Below are 17,681 nucleotides of genomic sequence, written 5' to 3' on the forward strand. Positions count from 1 at the left end.
ATGCCGACCTTCCGTTACCAGGCCGTCGACCTCGCCGGCAAACCGCACAAGGCCAGCCTGCAGGCCGACAGCGAACGCCATGCGCGCCAGGTGCTGCGCGAGCAGGGGTTGTTCGCGCGCCAGTTGCAGCGCGTCGAGGCCGGCAGCCGCCAGCCCCGTCGGCAACGCCTGAACCGCGCCCAACTGTGCGAGCTGACCCGCCAGCTCGCCACCCTTACCGCCGCCGGCATCCCCTTGGTCGATGCCCTGGCCACCCTCGAGCGCCAGTTGCGCCAGCCTGCCCTGCACGGGGTGCTGGTGGCCTTGCGCGGCTCGCTGGCCGAAGGCCTGGGCCTGGCCCGCAGCCTGGCCCGCCAGGGCGCGCCATTCACCGGCCTGTACTGCGCGCTGGTCGAGGCGGACGAGCGCTCCGGGCGCCTGGCCCAGGTGCTGACGCGGCTGGCCGACCATCTTGAGCAGGTGCAGCGCCAGCAGCACAAGGCGCGCACGGCCTTGATCTACCCCAGTGTGCTGATGGGCGTGTCGCTGGCGGTGGTGATTGGCCTGATGACCTTCGTCGTGCCCAAGCTCACCGAACAGTTCGCCCATGCCGGGCAGAGCCTGCCCCTGGTCACCACGCTGCTGATCGGCCTGAGCCAGGGCCTGGTGCAGGCCGGGCCGTGGTTGCTGGGGCTGGCCATGCTGCTGACGCTGCTCGCCGGTTGGCTGCTGCGCAAGCCGCACTGGTGCCTGCGCCGCGACGACCTGCTGTTGCGCCTGCCGCGCATCGGCGCCCTGCTGCAGGTGCTGGAGAGTGCCCGCCTGGCGCGCAGCCTGGCGATCCTCAGCAGCAGCGGCGTGGCCCTGCTCGAAGCCTTGCAGGTGGCCAGCGAAACCGTTGGCAACCAGCGCATTCGCCTGGCCATGGCGCAGGTGCGCCAGCAGGTGCAGGGCGGCACCAGCCTGCACCGGGCGCTGGACGCCAGCCGGCAGTTTCCGCCGCTGCTGGTGAACATGGTCGCCAGCGGCGAGGCCAGCGGCACCCTGGCCGACATGCTCGAACGCGTGGCCGACGACCAGGAACGCGGCTTTGCCCGCCAGGTGGACACCGCCATGGCGCTTTTCGAACCCCTGATGATCCTGGTGATGGGCGCCGTGGTGCTGTTCATCGTGCTGGCGGTGCTGCTGCCGATCATGCAACTCAACCAGGGCCTGCAACTGTAGCCGACAAGGAGTTTTCACATGCAGCATCGACGCAACCGCCAGCGTGGTTTCACGCTCATGGAAATCATGGTGGTGATCTTCATCATCGGCCTGCTGATCGCAGTGGTCGCCCCCAGTGTGCTCGGCAACCAGGACAAGGCCATGCGGCAGAAGGTGATGGCCGACCTGGCCACGCTGGAGCAGGCTTTGGACATGTACCGCCTGGACAACCTGCGCTTTCCCAGCAACGAGCAAGGCCTGGCGGCGCTGGTGAAAAAGCCTGCCCAGGAGCCGATCCCTCGCGCCTGGCGCAGCGACGGCTACATTCGTCGCCTGCCGGAGGACCCCTGGGGCACCCCGTACCAGTACCGCATGCCGGGCGAGCACGGGCGGGTCGATGTGTATTCGCTGGGCGCCGACGGCGTGCCGGGCGGCGAAGGCCAGGATGCCGACCTGGGCAACTGGGCGCTGTGAACGGTGCGCGGGCAGCGTGGCTTCAGCCTGATCGAACTGCTGGTGGTGCTGGCCATCGCCGGGCTCATGACCGGGCTTGCGGTGGCCTCGCTCGGGGGCGCGGCGGCCAGTGCCGAGCAGGCGCTGCAGCGCCTGGCCGTGGAGGTGCGCGAGCAAGGGATGCTGGCCCGCCATGCGGGGCAGTTGCGCGGCTTGCGCTGGAACGGCCAGCGCCCGGAGTTCGTGCGCCGTGAGGGCGATGCCTGGGTGCTCGAGCCGGCCCGCCTGGGCGACTGGCCCAAGGGCCTGCGCCCGGACTGGCCGGCCAGCCCGCAACCGCGGATGCTGTTCACCCCGCACGGCTGGGCGCAGCCGGGCGTGGTCCGCTGGTACTGGGCCGAGGGCAGCCAGCGCTGGGCCTGGGGCCGTGATGGGCAGTTGCAGGTGGCGATGTCGCCATGAAGCGCCGAGAGCGAGGCTTCACCCTGCTGGAAGTGACCGTGGCCCTGGCGATTGCCGCCGTGCTGGCGGTCATCACCAGCCAGGTGCTGCGCCAGCGCTTGGCCGTGCAGCACAGCGTGCAGCAGCACCGCCTGGGTGTGCTGTGCGCACGCGAGCTGCAGGCGCGCTTTGCCGTCGAGCAGTACTGGCCGGCCAGCAATCAGGTGGCCGGCGAGCTGAGCCAGGGCGGGCAGGCATGCCATTGGCAACTGCAGCTGCGCCGCACGGGCGTGCGCGACTTGCGTCGCGGCGATTTGCAACTGTTCGCCGACCGCGACCAGCGCCTGCCGTTGGGCCAGTACACCGTCTTCCTGCAGCGCCCATGAAGCCTGGCCAACGGCAAGCGGGGCTGACGCTGATCGAGCTGCTGGTGGCACTGGCCCTGACCGCCGTGCTCGGCGTCATGCTCGCCGCCCTGGTCAACGGCTGGCTCAAGGTGCGCGAACGGCTGCAGGCCAACCAGCACGAGGCCAGCGTGCTGGACTTCTGCCTGGCCCTGGAACGCCGCTTCGACAGCCCGGTGCTCAGGCAGCTGTACGAGCAGCGCCTGCCCTTGGCCACCCGCTGGCTGGACTGGCAGGCCGACCGCCAGCAGCTGTTGTGGGTGGCCGCAGCAGCGGTGCCGGAGGCCGAAGGTGGCTCGCGCCTGCAACGCCAGCGCCTGCGTTTCGATGCCCGTGACCAGCGCCTGCTGCTGGAAAGCTCGGCAGACCTTTACGCCGCCGGCGAGCCGCAGTGGCTGCTGCGCGAGCAACTGCCACGGGTGAGTGCCATGACCGTGCTGTACCACCAGGGCGGCCGCTGGCTGCCCTGGCCTTCCGATCAACCCGCGCACCCTGGCCGTGGCGTGCGCCTTGAATTGCAGCGAGACGGAGCCGCGTATGTCTGCACCTTCGTGCTCCCCTGGGGGCGCTCATGAAGCTTGAGTGGCGCCGACGCCCGCCGGCCAAACCCTGGTTGCTGCTGCGCCCGGGGGCGACGTGGAGCTGGCTGCTGGTCGATGCCGATGGGCTGCAGCGCGAAGGGCAGGGCAGGCCCCCCGAGCACCCCGAGGCGCGGGTGGCGTTGATCTTGCCGGGCGATGCCTGCAGCCAGTTCCAGTTGCCGGCACCGCCAGGGCTCAAGCGTGATGAATGGCCGATGCTGCTGGAAGACCGCTTGCTGCAGGCCCCCGACGAGGTGCAGTGCGCCTGCCTTGCGCGCCAGGCGGGGCAATTGCATTTGTTGGCAGTGGCCCGCGAGCACCTGGATAACTGGCACGCCCAATGCGCGCAATGGGGGCTTGCGGTGGAGCGCTGCTGGGCCGAGTTTCAGCTGTTGCCCACCCCTGAGCCGGGCACGGCCTGGCACTGGCAGCGAGCTGCGGGCACGCACCTGTACAGCGGCGTGAGCGAGGCGGGGCAGGTGCATTGGCTGGCCTGGCCAGAGGTGCTTGGCGAAGTGCCGCGCCAGCCGTGGGCGAGCTTGAGCGCTGTGCCAATGAGCGGTGACTGGCCAGGCACGCTGGCGCCACTGGAGCACCTGCCGAGCCTGTTCGATCGGCCCCGCCAGGTGCGCGCCGTGCCAGCGCTGTCTCAGCCACAGCAACGGCTGATTGCGGCTTGCCTGCTGCTCGGCGTGATCTGGGGTGGCCTGTGGGCCAGCCAGCAGTGGCGGCAGGTACAGGCCTGGCGTGCCCAGGTGCTGCAGGTGACGGGTGTACAGCCCAGCCCGCGTCACGCGGCGCAAGCGCTCAAGCGCCTGCGCGAAGGTGAATTGCAGCAGCAGCTGCGCACGCGCCAGCTCGAAGACCTGCAGGCCCGCCTGCACGCCTGGTTGCAGGATCACCCGGGCTGGCGCCTGCAGGCGGTGCGCTTCGATGGCCAGCGCTGGCAGCTGACAATGCAGGGTGAAGGCGATGCGCCGCCGTGGCAGGAAATGGCCAGTGCGGTGGGCGCCAGTGTGCTCGTGCAAGGTGCTGGTCAGGTGGTCTTCGACTTGGGGGCGGCGGCATGAGCGGGCAATGGATTCAACGTCATCGTCTGCGCTTGGCCTGGGGGCTGATTGGCGTATTGCTGGCCGTACTCGCGCTGCGTGAGGGCTTGGCGCAATGGCAGGCATTGAGCCAGTGGCGCGCCCTGGCGCAGCAGGCCGGGGCATTGCAGGCGGGCCCTGCGCTGAGCCTGGAACGGCTGCGCCAGTCTGCCCAGGCGCGGCAAATCGAGCTTGCCGACGTCCAGGCGCAAGGCAAACAGTGGCAACTGCGCGGCCAGGTGGCCGATGAGCGGGTGCTGCAGCACTGGTTGCAGGCCATTCAGGCCGAGGGCGCCCGGCCGCTGCAATGGGCGCTGGAGCGGGACGGCAAGGCCTTGCGGTTCGACCTGGTGGTACAACCGTGAGCCGCTGGGGGCTGCTTTGGGCCGGGCTGGTGTTCGGTGCGGCGTTGCTGGTGGAGTTGCCGGCCAGTTGGGTGGCGCGTGGCCTGGGGCTGCCCGGGCAAGCGGTCAGCGGCAGCCTGTGGCATGGCCAGGCAGCGCAGCTCGGGCCGGTCGGGCCGCTGCGCTGGGCCGTGCAACCCTGGCGCTTGCAGGCCAATGTGCAACTGGGGTTCCAGGGCCAGGGCTGGCAACTGCTGGCCGAGGGCTGGCCATGGCATTGGCGGATGGAGGTGGCGGCCCTGGGCGCACAGGCCACGGCGCCGTCCGAGTATCGAATGGCGGGGCAGTGGCAGGGCGTACTGCGAGCACAAGGGGCGTGGCGCCAGTGCCGTGCCGGCCAAGGCCGGCTGACGGTCACCGACCTTGCCTTGAGTGAGCCCTGGTCAATGGGCCTGGGCCAGGGTTGGCTGGACCTGACCTGTGCCAGCGGCTGGCAGCTGCGGGGGCAGTTGGCCGAGCAAGGCCAGCATCGGTTGGCGCTGGAGGCCGACCTGCTGGCCCGCCGGGCGCGGGCGAGCTTCGAACTGCAAGCGGACGCCGCGCTGATCCCGCTGCTGCGCGGTGCCCAGTGGCTGGGGCCGCAGGCTCTGACAGGGCAACGGGACCTGCGCTGGTAAGGCGCTCAGGCTTCAGTCCGGCTTGCCTTGTACGCCCGAAGCCCACTGCTCGCTGCGGCTGTGCCCGCTGGTGCGCAGCAAGCCGAGGTCCAGTGCGTTCTCGCCATCCGCCGCGCCTTTGCCTTTGCTGATCTGGGCAATGGCGGTGCCCAGGTCCACCGGCGAGTTGGAGGCATCGATCGACAGGTCGCGGCGGTAGTCATTGCCGCTCAAGGTTTGCTGGGTGACTGCGTTGGCGTTGAGCGCGACGCTGCCTTTGGCCGACTGCAGTTTCGCGCCCACCAGCTGGGCGCCACCGCCCACATTCAGGTCGATGCCTTCGCTGCCTTTGAGCGCCGTTTGCTGGGCCACGGTGTCGCGCTGGACGTGCGACACCTCCAGGTTGAAGGTTGGCGAGAAGCCGGGGTCGGCCTTGCTCAAGGCGGAGCCTGCCTTTTCACTGACCTTGCCGCCCAGTGGCCCGGCCATGGCGCTGGCCGCGTTGACGTAACCCTGGGGGTTTTTCTCCTGGCTCAGGCGGGCGTCCGCCTTGACGCTCAGGGTATCGACGCGGTCCTTGCGGCTGGCGAGGAGCAGGTCGCCGTCGATTGCGCCCTGGATGCGCCCGGCTTCCAGGCTGACGCCTTCGATGCGGGTATCGCCGCGGCTGTTCAGGCTGATGTGGTCGGCGCGCAGGGTGCCGGGGTTCCAGGTGAGGTTGTCGCGCTTGTCCAGGTTCACCTGCGCCCGGCCGTGCAGGCCGCGGGTGTCGGTGGCGCCCTTGGCCTGGTTGAAGCCGGCGCCGGCGGTGATGTCGAGGTTGTCGCGGCGTTCGAAGTTGGACGAGGCTTCGATCAGCACGCCGCCGTTGGCGGCATCGATGTCGATCTGCTGGGCCGAGGCTTGCAGGCCTTCAAGATGCACGGCGATGTCCTCGCGGGCCTGGCTGGCGAGGGTCAGCTTGCCCGTGCTGTGAACCTGGGCATCGACCGCCTGGCGGGCGTCCTCGTTCTGCTTGCCGTGGTTGAAGTGGCCGCCGATGGCGCCGCCCTGGGTGCTGCCGGTCTTCACCGCCAGCTCCAGGCCGCCGCCCAGGTTGGTGCCGCTGGCTTGCTGGGTATCGCTGGCCGACTTGACCTGCACGCGGCCGCCACTTTGCACCAGGATATCGCCCACCTTGGCCTCGCGGCTGCCGATGCGCGTGCCTTCGAGCAGCAGGTCGCCGGCGCTGCTCAGGCGCACCTCACCCTTGGCATCGACCTGCGCCACCTGGGCCTTGGTCTGGCTGGCCTGGCGCTGGGCGTGGTCGAGGTAGCCGCGGGCGTCGACGCCGGTGCTGCCGGGCCGGTTGCCGAGCTTGGCCCAGGCGTTGCCGTCGAGCTGGCGCGAGATCTGCTGGGCGTGGTCGGTCGCCTGTAGCAGCGACAGCGTGCCGGCACTGTGGATGGCCACATCGCCGTCACCACCGTCCATGCGCGTGCCTTCGTAGCGGCCATCGCTGCCCAGCTGCACCTGGATGCCCTGCTGCCCATACAGGCTGCCGGGCACGGCGGTGCTGGCGATGTCCTGCTGGTCCAGGGAGCCGCCCTTGCCGGACGCACGCACGTTGATGTCCTTGCCGGTGCTGGTGTCCACGCGCAGGTCGCCGCCATAGGCCAGGCGCTCCAGGGTGCTCTGCTCGGTGTTTGCGGCGGCGCGCTGGAGGTGTTGCTGGGCATCGATCTGCAGCGCGCCGGCGTTGGCGCGCCAGGCGGTGCCGTGGTCATCGATGGTGTGCGCCTTCACCTCGACCTCGGCGCCCGCCAGCTCGCTGACCTGGGCAAAGCCGCGGCGCTGGTTTTCCAGGCGCTTGATGTGGTCGATGGTCATGTCGGCGCCGACGCTGGGGGCGACCATGGCATCCTCGGGCGAGGCCTGCTGAAAGCGCGCGGCTTCCTCACCCAGCACCAGCCGCTCGATCGGGCGGGTCAGGTCGCGGTACTCCAGGCTGGCGCCGAGGCTGGCCGACCATTCGTTGCGGTGTTCTTCGCGTTCATGAATGTCTTCCACGGCCCGGTTCTCGATGCGCTCGGCATTTATCTTGAGGGTCTTGCCGGCGTTCACTCGGGCGCCTTCGGTGACCAGCTGCTCGGTGTCGAGTTTCAGGTCGCCGCTGGCCCTGAGTTCACTGCGTTGTACTTGGCTGTCGCGCTCGGTGATCGTCTCGACCTGGTGATGGCCCTCGAACAGGCTGCCCAGCCGATCGATGCCGGCGGTTACCGTCAGGCCGCCACCGCTGCGGCGGGTTTCTGTGCTCGACTCGCGCTCGTCGCGGGTTGCGCCGAGGGTCAGCTGGCTGGCCTTCACGTCCAGATCGCCCGCGGTGGCGTGCACTTTGGAGCCATTGACCTGCAGGTGCCCATCGCTGTTCAGGCCAACCGTTGCGCCTTTGAGCTCGCTGGCGACCTGCGACGTTTGGCGTTGCTTGCCGGTGCTGGTGACCACGTCGTAGCCCACGCCGGCGCTGTACTGGCGGGAGGCGGGTTTGCCGTCCTCGGCGTTCTGGGTCTGTTTGGCGCTGGCAGTGAAGCCGCGCTGCTGGCTGCGGCTGTCGCTTTCACTGAGCGACTGGGCGCTGTCGATCAGCACGTCGCCCTTGGCATCGACCTGCAGGTGCCCGCCAGCCTCGACCTTGGCCCCGCGGATGCGCATTTCTTTGGCGCTGGCCAGGCGCAGGTTGCTGGCCGAGCTTACGTCGCTGACCAGCACCTGCTGGTTGCGGTCGGTACGTTCATGGTCCTTGCCGATCAGGCCGAACAGCTTGCTGCTGCTGTCGCGTTGGGTGGAGGTAGTGCTGCCATGGTCGGCCTCGATCGCAAGGGCGCCTTTTTCGCTGTAGAACACCGAGTCCTTTTTGCCATGCACGGTGCTGCCCTTGATGCTCACCTGGTCGGCGGTCATGGCCAGCTTGCCATCGGCGCTGAGGCTGCTGCCGACCAGATGCTGGCCCTGGGTTTCATCCGCTTTGCGGTCGCCGAAGAACAGGCCCGAGACCAGATCGCCCTGGTAGTTGCGGTGGGAGCTCTGTTCCTGCAGGGCGCTGGTGCCGATGTCGACGTGCTTGGCGTTGATGTCCAGGTCGCCACGGCTGTGCAGCTTGCTGCCTTGCACGGTGAGGGTATCGCCGGCCTTGACCGTCATGCGCTCGGCCTGCAGCGAGCTGCCCTGTGCCGACTCCTTGTAGCGGGAGGTGTCCGTGGTGCCACGCCACAAGTCCTTGCGGTGGCGTATCTGCTCTTCGACGCGTTGGCTGCTCTTGCCGGCGATGATGTCCAGGTTGGCGCCGCTGTCGAGGCTCAGCTCGCCGCCCGCCTGCACGTCGGCGGCCTCCAGGCGCATGTCGGCGCCAGACTGCAACGTAACGTCCTGGCTGGCTTGCAGCTGCGTGCCGCGCAGGTGGTGGTCGGTGGTGGTGCGTTCGCGGGCGTAGGTTTCGCGGGTGATGAAGAGGAATTTCTTTTTCCAGTTTTCCTGCTCGCGGGCGATGCGCTCGCGGCTGTCGGCATCCAGGGTGAGCTGCTTGCCGGCCTTGATCTCGATGCGTTCGGCCTTGCCGTCGACGGCGCGCAGGGTCAGGTCGTCGGCGGCGCTGAGGCGCAGGGTGCCGCGCTCGGTGGTCAGCTCGCCCGGTTGCTCGACCTTGCCGTGGACCTGCAGCGCGCCGGCCGATTGCACGGTGATGCCTTGCTCGGCCTTGATCTGCACCGGCCCCACCCGTACCCCGGCACCTTCAGCGGTGCTGACCACGCGAATGCGGCCGGCGCGCATGGCGCCGAACAGGTTGGCGTCGATGCTCCCCGGGGTGCCGGGCAGGTGCTCGATGACGTGCCCATCTTCACGGCCGATGCGGTTGCGACCCACGGTCACGTCGAGGTCACCCTTGGCCATCAGCAGGCCTTGGCTGTCGAGCTTGGGGGCGATCAGCTCCAGTGCGCCCTCGGCATTGCGCTGGCCGTTGGCGAGCACTTGCAGGGTGCCGCTGGCATTGAGGGTGTTGAAGTGCTTCAGCTGCTCCTCGTGCAGCTCCGGGGTGCCGACCACGAACCCGGCGCGGGTGGTGTTGATGAAGCTGCCGCCGTTGAGGGTGATGCCGTTGGGGTTGGCCAGGATGTAGTCGGCCGGGCGGCCGAAGATTTCCTGTGGGCCTTCGATCAGGGAGGTGTTGCGGCTGACCACCTCGTTGAGGATGGTCGAGGCGGCCTGGCCCTGGAACTGCGGGTTGGCAGCCAGTGCCCCGGCCAGTTGCGATTGCCCGGCCTGGGTGGCGTTGTTCAGCACCACGCCGGGGTGGCCGACGTTGTAGTCGAGAAACTGGTTGTGCGACAGGCCGCTGGTGTTGGGCGCGACGATGTCGATCACCGGCACCCCGTGGTCATTGCTGATCACCGGCGTACCTCCAGGGCCTGCGGCGGCCTCCAGGCCCCCTTGCGCCAGCGCAGGGGCCGAGCCGAGCACGGCGAGGAAGATGGCCCAACGCAACGTGTCGGGGCGGATAGACGGTATTGGCGAGAGTGTCTGCATGGTCTTGTTCTCTTTTTGTTGTGGGTGAATCAGATGGACAGGGCCCACTCCAGCACCCAGAAGCCGGGCTCCAGGGACTGGCGGGGGCGGTTGCTGGCCTGCACGGCCCGTTGGTAGTCCAGGCGCAGGCGGTTGTGCGGGAAGCTCAGCTCGATGCCGGCCGCCATGCCGGTCAGGCGCTGCGCGGGCAGGTTGCGGTTCAGGCGTACCCAGCCGCGGTCCAGGCCCAGGTAGGGGCGGACCTGCAAGGGGTGGGTCCAGGCTGGCGGCAGTGGCTGGCTGAAGGTGTTGCGCCAGACGCCGGCGCTGGCACCGCTGTAGGTGTGCTGGCGAAAGCCGCGCACGGCCGAGTCGTCGCTGGCCAGCAGTTGCTCGACGGCGGGCAGGTCGTCGGCGCTGTACTGCACGGCCAGCTCGCTCTGCCAGCGCCACGGCCACTGTGCCGGGCCTTGGCGCAGGTGCAGGAGGTTGGCGCGGTACTTGCGAAAGTCTGGCCGCGGCGCGCTTGCGTATTGGCTTGGGCGGTCGGCGCCGAACCAGTCGGTGCCCTGGGCGACACCGAGGTAGCCATTCCACAGCCCGGCCTCGAGCCAGAGGAAGTTGAGGCCGGCCTCCACGGTGCTCAGGGTCGGGCTCTGGACGGCCATCACGGCGCCGTTGGTGCGGTTGATGAGCTGCTTGCGGTCGAGCCGGGCGCTGGCGCTGAGCATGCCGTGCTGGTTGCGCCACAGCAGGCGCTCGGCGCTCACGCCCTGGTAGCTGCTGTTGCCGCTGCTGTGGTGCCGGCCCTCGGGGATCGGCGCGTCGTAGCGCAGTTGGCTGGCATTGAGGGTGAAGCTCCAGGGGCCGTAGGGGATGTTGTAGTAGAGCGTGATGCCCTGGCTGCGGCCGGGGGCGTCGAGCACGGTCGAGGCCAGCGTCAGGCGCAGGTCGCCGTTGCCGCCGAACGGGCTGTCGATACCCAGGCCCAGGGCCATGCGGTGGCGCCCGGTCAGTGCGCTGCCGCGGTTGTCGAGGCGGCTGTCGAGGTGCCAGCGCGGGGCCAGCTGCTGGCCCTGCAGCAGCACGCGGGTGCCGCCTTGCAGCTCGCCGGGCAGCAGGTCGGCGCTCAGCTCGAAGGCGCGCAGGCGGTTCAGTTGGTCCAGCCCTTGTTCGAGCTGCGGCAGGTAGAGGGGTTGGCCAAGCAGGTCGGGGAATGCGCCTTGCAGCGAAAGAGGCAGGTCGGTGCCGAGCTCGATCGATTCCACGAAGCCTTCGAGGATGACGATATCCAGCGGTGCGCCTGCCTGGGGCGTTTGGCGCAGGTAGGGGCGGCTGGCCGGGTAGCCGGCTTGCACGTAGCGCTGGGTGATGGCTTTCAACAGGCGGTTGATGTCGCTGACGCCCATGCACGGGCGCACCAGGTCGGCGACGCTGGGTGCCAGCGCCTGGGTGGACAAGCGCTGGTTGCCCGCCAGGCGCACGCCGGTGACTGCCACGCAGGGGCTGTTTTCGGATGGGGTGGTGGCAGGGCCGCTGTCAGGGCTGGGCAGCGGCGGGCGTTGCCAGCGTTTCAGCCGCTGGTGTTGCTCGAGCTGGCGCTGCATCTGCTGCTGGTCGCGCAGTTGCTGGCTGGCAGGGTCGTCGGCCAGCGCCACTGGCAGGGCCAGGCAACCGGCCAAGCAGCAGGCGGCGATGTGGCGCGATGGAAACAGCATGGAAGCACCCCGCAAATGGCGTACGGATCACGTACTTGTTTGCGTGGATGCTAAGAATTTGCGCATCCGCCTGGATGCAGTCTCGTGCCTAGGCGGGCGTAGGACGGGAGTGGAACTGAAGTGAGAAAGCTCCTACAGCTTCAGTTGCAACGACGGATTGTCAGGGCCGGATCTCGATCATCGTCCCATCCCGTACCAGTTCCCACACTTCCTGCATGTCGCGGTTGCGCATGGCGATGCAGCCGTCGGTCCAGTCCAGGGTGTGGAAGTACCACTCGGGGTAATTGTCGTTGATCGGGGTGCCGTGGATCATGATCATGCTGCCGGCGCTCACCCCTTCACGGCTGGCGCGTGCGGCGTCGGTGACGTTCGGGTAGGTGATGTGCATGGCCAGGTTGAAGCGGTCGCTTTCCTTGCGCCAGTCGAGCCAGTACAAGCCTTCGGGGGTTTTCTTGTCGCCCTCGCGCTCCTTGGCGCCCTTGGGTTGTTTGCCCAGCGAAATGCGGTAGGTCTTCAGCGGTTCGCCACGGCTGATCAGCTGCAGGCGGCGCTCGGACTTGATCACCAGCACCTTGTCGATCAGCGGCTGCATGGCCGCCTGCGATTGCGACTGCTGCGGCACGGGCGGTTGCGGCTTGCGTATGATGGTCTCGGTGAAGGCCGCCTGGGACACCGAGGTAACGCAAAGGCAGAAGAGGGCAAGCAACCAGCGCATGAAACGGTATCCCTGAAGGCATTAAGTGATGGGCGCGACGATCATCGGTGGCAGGTACTCATGGCCTACGGGGTAGTGCTGCCCGATGCGGTCGCGATAATAGCATTCTAGTGTGCGTGTGACGGTGCGGAAAGCCAGTTGGTCCCAGGGGATCTCGTGCTGTTCGAACAAGCGCACTTCCAGGCTTTCGACGCCGACGGCGAAGTCCAGGTCGGCCAGCTCCGCGCGGAAGAACACGTGCACCTGGTTGATGTGCGGCAGGTCGAACAGTTGATAGAGCGCCATCGCACCCACGCGCGCGCAGGCTTCCTCGACGGTTTCGCGACGGGCGGCCTGGTCGAGGGTTTCGCCGTTTTCCATGAAGCCGCCGGGCAGGGTCCAGAACCCCCGGCGCGGCTCGATGGCGCGGCGGCACAGCAACACCTGGCTGCCCCAGGTCGGCAGCACGCCGGCGACGATATTGGGGTTCTGGTAGTGGATGGTCTGGCAATGCTCGCAGACGTACCGCGGGCGGCTGTCGCCCTCGGGGATCCGCTGAATGACTGGCTGGCCGCACGCGCTGCAAAATTTCATGCTGTCTCCCTTTGCTTGCGGTTATCTTGGCGCGCCAGGCAGCATTGCCGCAAGCGCGCGGGGCTTGGGTGCTGCGTGGCTTTGGTGCATCATGCTGGGCAGGCCTTGGAAACGAGAGTGCGCAATGCTGGACGAGCTACTTCGCCGAATGAGCAACCACCAACCGGCTTCGCTGGAAACCGACCGACGGTTCCCCGAGGCGGCGGTCCTTTTGCCCATTACCCGCAGCGAAGCGCCCGAACTGGTCCTCACCTTGCGCGCCAAGGGCCTCTCCACCCACGGCGGCGAAGTGGCCTTCCCCGGTGGCCGACGCGACCCGGAAGACCCTGACCTGGTGTTCACCGCCCTGCGCGAGGCCGAGGAAGAAATCGGCCTGCCCCCTGGCCTGGTGGAAGTGATCGGCCCATTGAGCCCGCTGATTTCCCTGCATGGCCTGAAGGTGACGCCATTCGTCGGCCTTATTCCCGATTTCGTCGAGTACCACGCCAATGATGCGGAGATCGCGGCAGTATTCACCGTGCCGCTGGAATTCTTCCGCCAGGACCCGCGTGACCACACCCACCGTATCGATTACCAGGGCCGCAGTTGGTACGTGCCCAGCTATCGCTATGGCGAATACAAGATCTGGGGGCTGTCGGCGATCATGATCGTCGAGCTGGTGAACCTGCTGTTCGACGCCGGCATCAGCCTGCACCAGCCTCCCGAGCGCTATATAGAAATCTGAGCGGGGCGCACCCCGCCGCCGTTGCCACCCTGAGGAGCGAACATGAAATACCGCCTGGGCGACCTGCGGGTCGAAAGCCATCCCACCAGCTGGGCCGCACCCAATGCCACGCTGATCGGCCGCGTGCGTCTGCAGGCCCGCGCCAGCGTGTGGTTCGGCGCGGTGCTGCGCGGTGACAACGAGCTGATCGACATCGGCGAGGACAGCAACGTGCAAGATGGCAGCGTGATGCACACCGACATGGGCTCGCCGCTGACCCTGGGCAAGGGCGTGACCGTTGGCCACAACGCCATGCTGCATGGCTGCAGCGTCGGCGACTACAGCCTGGTCGGCATCAATGCGGTGATCCTCAATGGTGCGCGCATCGGCAAGCACTGCATCATCGGCGCCAACGCGCTGATCCCCGAAGGCAAGGAAATCCCCGACGGTTCGTTGGTGATGGGCTCGCCGGGCAAGGTGGTGCGCGAGCTGAACGAGCAGCAGAAGCGCATGCTCGAGGCCAGTGCCGCGCACTACGTGCACAATGCCCAGCGCTATGCGCGCGACCTGGTGGCTGACGATGAGTGAGGCGGTTGCCGTCGAACGGCCGGTGGCATCGCCTTGCGTGAACATCTGTGCGCTGGATGAGCAGGATGTGTGCACCGGCTGCCAGCGCACCGTGGCCGAGATCGGCCGCTGGGGGCGGATGAGCAATGACGAGCGCCGGATGGTGCTTAAGCTGTGCCACGAGCGGGCAGTGGCGGCGGGGTTGATTATCGGGCGGTGAGTACGCTGCCGGCCTCTTCGCGGGACAAGCCCGCTCCCACAAGGACGAGCATGGACCTTGTGGGAGCGGGCTTGTCCCGCGAAGAGGCCGGCGCTAATCTGTAGGGCTTGCCCACAGATTGCCTGCCCATGTTCTATCTCATCGCCTATATCAGCAGCGTAGTGCTGATCAACTACGCCTTCTCCAGCGCCCCGCACCTGGACGTGATCTGGTCCGCCTGGGGCGGCCTGGTGTTCATCCTGCGCGACATGGTGCAGACCCGCTTCGGCCACGGCGCGCTGATCGCCATGCTGCTGGCCCTGGTGCTGTCCTACGTCACCTCCGAGCCTGCCATCGCCCTGGCCAGCGCCACGGCGTTCTTCATCTCCGAGCTGATCGACTGGCTGGTGTTCAGCATCACCCGCAGGCCCCTGCGCGACCGCCTGTGGCTGAGCTCGGCGCTGAGCATCCCGGTCGACACCTTCATCTTCTTCGGCATGATCGGCGCCCTGACCCCGGCCGTGATCGGCACCGCCATGGCCTCGAAATTCGCCGGCGTGACCGCGGTGTGGCTGGCCATGGCATTTCGCGCGCGGCGGGCCGCCGTCACCGGTTGATGGTGTAGAATACCGGTCCTTTTTCAGCGGGCTGCGCCAAGCCTGGTGCGGCCCCGGACGCCTTCGAGGACCTGAAATGACCCGTATCGGAACCCCATTGTCGCCTACCGCGACCCGAGTACTGCTCTGCGGCTGCGGCGAGCTGGGCAAGGAAGTGGTGATCGAGCTGCAGCGCCTGGGCGTCGAAGTGATCGCCGTGGACCGCTACGCCAATGCCCCGGCGATGCAGGTTGCGCACCGCAGCCACGTGGTCAACATGCTCGATGGCGTGGCCCTGCGCGCGGTGATCGAAGCTGAAAAACCCCATTACATCGTCCCCGAGATCGAAGCCATCGCCACCGCCACCCTGGTGGAGCTAGAGAACGAAGGCTTCAACGTGGTGCCGACCGCCCGCGCCACCCAGCTCACCATGAACCGCGAAGGCATCCGCCGCCTGGCTGCCGAAGAGCTCGACCTGCCGACCTCGCCCTACCACTTTGCCGACACCTTCGAGGACTACGCCAAGGCCGTGGCCGACGTCGGCTACCCGTGCGTGGTCAAGCCGGTGATGAGCTCCTCGGGCAAGGGCCAGAGCCTGCTGCGCAGCGATGCCGACCTGCAAAAATCCTGGGACTACGCCCAGGAAGGCGGCCGTGCCGGCAAGGGCCGGGTGATCGTCGAGGGCTTCATCGACTTCGAATACGAAATCACCCTGCTGACCGTGCGCCACGTCGGCGGCACCACGTTCCTGGAGCCGGTCGGCCACCGCCAGGAGAAGGGCGACTATCAGGAATCCTGGCAGCCCCAGGCCATGAGCGCGAAAGCGTTGGCCGAGTCGCAGCGGGTGGCCAAGGCGGTCACCGATGCGCTGGGCGGGCGTGGCCTGTTCGGCGTGGAGCTGTTCGTCAAGGGCGACCAGGTATGGTTCAGCGAAGTGTCGCCACGCCCGCATGACACCGGCCTGGTCACTTTGATTTCCCAGGACCTGTCGCAGTTCGCCCTGCATGCCCGCGCCATCCTTGGCCTGCCGATTCCGGTGGTGCGCCAGTTCGGCCCGTCGGCGTCGGCGGTGATCTTGCCTGAGGGGCAGTCGCAGCAGACCAGCTTTGCCAACCTGGGCGCGGCGCTGAGCGAGCCGGATACGGCGATTCGCTTGTTCGGCAAGCCGGAAATCAATGGGCAGCGGCGGATGGGCGTGTGCCTGGCGCGTGATGAATCGGTGGAAGCTGCGCGGGCCAAGGCGACCCGGGCTTCGCAAGCGGTCAAGGTCGAGTTCTGATCTGAAAGTGCGGGGGCCGCTTTGCGGCCCATCGCCGGCAAGCCGGCTCCCACAAGGGTTGCTGATGCCTGTGGGAGCCGGCTTGCCGGCGATGGGCTGCAAGGCAGCCCCTTTCACTTACAGTTCGTTGTCGCGCGTCTCTTTCAGGCACAGCACGGCAATCAAGCTGATCACCGCCGCCGCCGACACATACCCCCCCACCCAGCTCAACCCACCCATGCTCACCAGCTTCTGGGCAAAGAACGGCGCCGCCGAGGCCCCGACGATGCCGCCCAGGTTATACGCCGCCGAAGCACCGGTATAACGCACGTGGGTGGGGAACAGCTCCGGCAGCAATGCGCCCATCGGGGCAAAGGTCACCCCCATCAGGAACAGCTCGATGGCCAGGAACAGCGCCACGCCCGTGGTCGAGCCCGAGGTCAGCAGCGGCTCCATGGTAAAGCCCGAAGCCACCGCCAGCAGGCCTCCGACGATCAGCACCGGCTTGCGCCCGTAGCGGTCGCTGAGCCACGCCGACAGTGGTGTGGCCAGGGCCATGAAGACCACGGCAAAGCACAGCAGGCCGAGGAAGGTTTCGCGGCTGTAACCCAGGGTGGTCACCCCGTAGCTCAGCGAAAACACCGTGGAAATGTAGAACAGCGCATAGCACACCACCATCGCCGCCGCGCCCAGCAGGGTCGGCATCCAGTACTTGGCGAACAGGTCCACCACCGGCATCTTCACCCGCTCGTGGCGCGCCACGGCCTTGGCGAACACCGGGCTTTCCTCGAGTTTCAGGCGCACATACAGGCCCACCAGCACCAGCGCGGCGCTGAGCAGGAACGGAATGCGCCAGCCCCAGTCGCGGAACTGCTCGTCGCTGAGCACCAGGGCCAGGGTCAGGAACAGGCCGTTGGCCGCCAGAAAACCGATCGAAGGGCCAAGCTGCGGGAACATGCCGAACCAGGCGCGCTTGCCTGCCGGCGCGTTCTCGGTGGCCAGCAAGGCTGCGCCGCCCCATTCGCCTCCCAGCCCCAGGCCTTGGCCGAAGCGCAGCAGGCAGAGCAGGATCGGGGCCCATACACCGATGCTGTCATAGCCGGGCAGCACACCGATCAGGGTGGTCGATACGCCCATCAGCAGCAGCGAGGCAACCAGGGTCGACTTGCGCCCGATGCGGTCGCCGAAGTGGCCGAACAGGGCCGAGCCCAGTGGTCGGGCGAGGAAGGCGATGCCGAAGGTGAGGAAGGCCGCCAGCATCTGCGCGGTGCCTGAACCTGACGGGAAGAACACCGGGCCGATCACCAGGGCGGCGGCGGTGGCATAGACGTAGAAATCGTAGAACTCGATGGCGGTGCCGATGAAGCTGGCGGTGGCCACCCGCGCGGGCGAGTTGACCGGCGCGGCGGGCGCCTGGGCATAAGTGCTGCTGGTGGTCATTAAGTAGGTCCCTAACAGTCTGGTCGTGCTCCATGGGCTTTGCCCGCGCGTACCCAGGCAGGCACGGTGTTGCGGACGCCGGAGCGTATTGTTGTGGTCGCGCGACTGACGATAGCCCAAGGCGGGTAGGGGCGGGGGCGGGCACTGTTCGGGGTGCTGAAGCAGGACCGCGGGGCGCGTCAGTGGAGCGGACTGGCCGTGGGGCGCCGGGTGCGGGTAGCAGG

18 protein-coding genes are annotated in these 17,681 nt (G+C 67.8%); 13 read left to right on the plus strand and 5 right to left on the minus strand.

What is annotated here, in order from left to right:
* From gspF to B3E94_RS17475, 8 genes are read left to right on the plus strand one after another with little or no spacing between them, the layout of a single operon-like run.
* The gene (gspF, locus tag B3E94_RS17440; RefSeq protein ID WP_286914453.1) at positions 1-1,203 is read left to right on the plus strand and encodes a type II secretion system inner membrane protein GspF; all 1,203 of its coding nucleotides are present in this window, start codon (positions 1-3) and stop codon (positions 1,201-1,203) included.
* An 18-nt stretch (positions 1,204-1,221) separates the two neighbouring features.
* Positions 1,222-1,656 (plus strand): type II secretion system major pseudopilin GspG, encoded by a 435-nt coding sequence (gene gspG, locus B3E94_RS17445; protein ID WP_176514723.1) that lies wholly within the window; start codon positions 1,222-1,224, stop codon positions 1,654-1,656.
* A 3-nt stretch (positions 1,657-1,659) separates the two neighbouring features.
* Positions 1,660-2,097 (plus strand): type II secretion system minor pseudopilin GspH, encoded by a 438-nt coding sequence (gspH, locus tag B3E94_RS17450; protein ID WP_286914454.1) that lies wholly within the window; start codon positions 1,660-1,662, stop codon positions 2,095-2,097.
* Positions 2,094-2,462 carry a type II secretion system protein GspI gene (locus B3E94_RS17455; protein WP_286914455.1) on the plus strand — a complete coding sequence of 123 codons (369 nt, stop codon included), beginning with the start codon at positions 2,094-2,096 and terminating at the stop codon, positions 2,460-2,462. Before gspH ends, B3E94_RS17455 begins: the two co-directional genes overlap by 4 nt.
* Complete coding sequence (locus tag B3E94_RS17460) at positions 2,459-3,055, plus strand: type II secretion system protein (protein WP_176514729.1); 597 nt, start codon at positions 2,459-2,461, stop codon at positions 3,053-3,055. Before B3E94_RS17455 ends, B3E94_RS17460 begins: the two co-directional genes overlap by 4 nt.
* Positions 3,052-4,131, plus strand: a complete 1,080-nt coding sequence (locus tag B3E94_RS17465; protein ID WP_286914456.1) for a GspL/Epsl periplasmic domain-containing protein — start codon at positions 3,052-3,054, stop codon at positions 4,129-4,131. The genes B3E94_RS17460 and B3E94_RS17465 overlap by 4 nt, the downstream gene beginning before the upstream one ends.
* Entirely contained in the window at positions 4,128-4,514 is a 387-nt protein-coding gene (gene gspM / locus B3E94_RS17470; RefSeq protein WP_176514733.1) for a type II secretion system protein GspM, read from the plus strand. Before B3E94_RS17465 ends, gspM begins: the two co-directional genes overlap by 4 nt.
* Positions 4,511-5,170 (plus strand): general secretion pathway protein GspN, encoded by a 660-nt coding sequence (locus B3E94_RS17475; RefSeq protein ID WP_286914458.1) that lies wholly within the window; start codon positions 4,511-4,513, stop codon positions 5,168-5,170. The genes gspM and B3E94_RS17475 overlap by 4 nt, the downstream gene beginning before the upstream one ends.
* Positions 5,171-5,182: 12 nt before the next feature.
* On the opposite strand, the gene B3E94_RS17480 is transcribed toward B3E94_RS17475, so the two are convergent.
* The 4 genes from B3E94_RS17480 to B3E94_RS17495 all read right to left on the minus strand — a co-directional run bounded on the left by B3E94_RS17480 (position 5,183) and on the right by B3E94_RS17495 (position 12,694).
* Positions 5,183-9,709 (minus strand): hemagglutinin repeat-containing protein, encoded by a 4,527-nt coding sequence (locus B3E94_RS17480; protein ID WP_286914459.1) that lies wholly within the window; start codon positions 9,707-9,709, stop codon positions 5,183-5,185.
* Positions 9,710-9,738: 29 nt separating this feature from the next.
* Complete coding sequence (locus tag B3E94_RS17485; RefSeq protein ID WP_286914460.1) at positions 9,739-11,406, minus strand: ShlB/FhaC/HecB family hemolysin secretion/activation protein; 1,668 nt, start codon at positions 11,404-11,406, stop codon at positions 9,739-9,741.
* Positions 11,407-11,566: 160 nt separating this feature from the next.
* Complete coding sequence (locus B3E94_RS17490) at positions 11,567-12,121, minus strand: L,D-transpeptidase family protein (RefSeq protein WP_176514739.1); 555 nt, start codon at positions 12,119-12,121, stop codon at positions 11,567-11,569.
* A gap of 21 nt (positions 12,122-12,142) precedes the next feature.
* Positions 12,143-12,694 (minus strand): NUDIX hydrolase, encoded by a 552-nt coding sequence (locus tag B3E94_RS17495; RefSeq protein ID WP_286914461.1) that lies wholly within the window; start codon positions 12,692-12,694, stop codon positions 12,143-12,145.
* A gap of 124 nt (positions 12,695-12,818) precedes the next feature.
* On the opposite strand from B3E94_RS17495, the gene B3E94_RS17500 reads away from it, so the two are divergent.
* The 5 genes from B3E94_RS17500 (at position 12,819) to purT (ending at position 16,038) form a co-directional block, all read left to right on the plus strand.
* Positions 12,819-13,418, plus strand: a complete 600-nt coding sequence (locus B3E94_RS17500) for a CoA pyrophosphatase (RefSeq protein ID WP_176514741.1) — start codon at positions 12,819-12,821, stop codon at positions 13,416-13,418.
* A gap of 42 nt (positions 13,419-13,460) precedes the next feature.
* Positions 13,461-13,985 (plus strand): gamma carbonic anhydrase family protein, encoded by a 525-nt coding sequence (locus B3E94_RS17505; protein ID WP_176514742.1) that lies wholly within the window; start codon positions 13,461-13,463, stop codon positions 13,983-13,985.
* The gene (locus B3E94_RS17510) at positions 13,978-14,184 is read left to right on the plus strand and encodes a DUF1289 domain-containing protein (RefSeq protein WP_286914462.1); all 207 of its coding nucleotides are present in this window, start codon (positions 13,978-13,980) and stop codon (positions 14,182-14,184) included. Before B3E94_RS17505 ends, B3E94_RS17510 begins: the two co-directional genes overlap by 8 nt.
* 128 nt (positions 14,185-14,312) lie before the next feature.
* Positions 14,313-14,780, plus strand: a complete 468-nt coding sequence (locus B3E94_RS17515; RefSeq protein ID WP_176514744.1) for a VUT family protein — start codon at positions 14,313-14,315, stop codon at positions 14,778-14,780.
* A gap of 76 nt (positions 14,781-14,856) precedes the next feature.
* Positions 14,857-16,038, plus strand: coding sequence for a formate-dependent phosphoribosylglycinamide formyltransferase (gene purT, locus B3E94_RS17520; RefSeq protein ID WP_286914463.1), 1,182 nt, complete (start codon positions 14,857-14,859; stop codon positions 16,036-16,038).
* A gap of 117 nt (positions 16,039-16,155) precedes the next feature.
* Here the strand turns inward: purT and B3E94_RS17525 are convergent, their stop codons facing one another.
* Positions 16,156-17,457 (minus strand): MFS transporter, encoded by a 1,302-nt coding sequence (locus B3E94_RS17525; RefSeq protein WP_286914464.1) that lies wholly within the window; start codon positions 17,455-17,457, stop codon positions 16,156-16,158.
* Positions 17,458-17,681 lie beyond the last annotated feature (224 nt).

This window comes from Pseudomonas sp. UBA6315 (assembly GCF_002438125.1).
Classification (GTDB): Bacteria; Pseudomonadota; Gammaproteobacteria; order Pseudomonadales; family Pseudomonadaceae; genus Aquipseudomonas; species Aquipseudomonas faucium.

Excerpts from the sequence above, each read along its gene's own strand:
- gspF (WP_286914453.1), top strand. The coding sequence starts at position 1 with ATGCCGACCTTCCGTTACCAGGCCGTCGACCTCGCCGGCAAACCGCAC.
- gspG (WP_176514723.1), top strand. The coding sequence starts at position 1,222 with ATGCAGCATCGACGCAACCGCCAGCGTGGTTTCACGCTCATGGAAATC.
- B3E94_RS17455 (WP_286914455.1), top strand. The coding sequence starts at position 2,094 with ATGAAGCGCCGAGAGCGAGGCTTCACCCTGCTGGAAGTGACCGTGGCC.
- B3E94_RS17460 (WP_176514729.1), top strand. The coding sequence starts at position 2,459 with ATGAAGCCTGGCCAACGGCAAGCGGGGCTGACGCTGATCGAGCTGCTG.
- B3E94_RS17465 (WP_286914456.1), top strand. The coding sequence starts at position 3,052 with ATGAAGCTTGAGTGGCGCCGACGCCCGCCGGCCAAACCCTGGTTGCTG.
- gspM (WP_176514733.1), top strand. The coding sequence starts at position 4,128 with ATGAGCGGGCAATGGATTCAACGTCATCGTCTGCGCTTGGCCTGGGGG.
- B3E94_RS17480 (WP_286914459.1), bottom strand. The coding sequence starts at position 9,709 with ATGCAGACACTCTCGCCAATACCGTCTATCCGCCCCGACACGTTGCGT.
- B3E94_RS17485 (WP_286914460.1), bottom strand. The coding sequence starts at position 11,406 with ATGCTGTTTCCATCGCGCCACATCGCCGCCTGCTGCTTGGCCGGTTGC.
- B3E94_RS17490 (WP_176514739.1), bottom strand. The coding sequence starts at position 12,121 with ATGCGCTGGTTGCTTGCCCTCTTCTGCCTTTGCGTTACCTCGGTGTCC.
- B3E94_RS17495 (WP_286914461.1), bottom strand. The coding sequence starts at position 12,694 with ATGAAATTTTGCAGCGCGTGCGGCCAGCCAGTCATTCAGCGGATCCCC.
- B3E94_RS17500 (WP_176514741.1), top strand. The coding sequence starts at position 12,819 with ATGCTGGACGAGCTACTTCGCCGAATGAGCAACCACCAACCGGCTTCG.
- B3E94_RS17505 (WP_176514742.1), top strand. The coding sequence starts at position 13,461 with ATGAAATACCGCCTGGGCGACCTGCGGGTCGAAAGCCATCCCACCAGC.
- B3E94_RS17510 (WP_286914462.1), top strand. The coding sequence starts at position 13,978 with ATGAGTGAGGCGGTTGCCGTCGAACGGCCGGTGGCATCGCCTTGCGTG.
- B3E94_RS17515 (WP_176514744.1), top strand. The coding sequence starts at position 14,313 with ATGTTCTATCTCATCGCCTATATCAGCAGCGTAGTGCTGATCAACTAC.
- purT (WP_286914463.1), top strand. The coding sequence starts at position 14,857 with ATGACCCGTATCGGAACCCCATTGTCGCCTACCGCGACCCGAGTACTG.
- B3E94_RS17525 (WP_286914464.1), bottom strand. The coding sequence starts at position 17,457 with ATGACCACCAGCAGCACTTATGCCCAGGCGCCCGCCGCGCCGGTCAAC.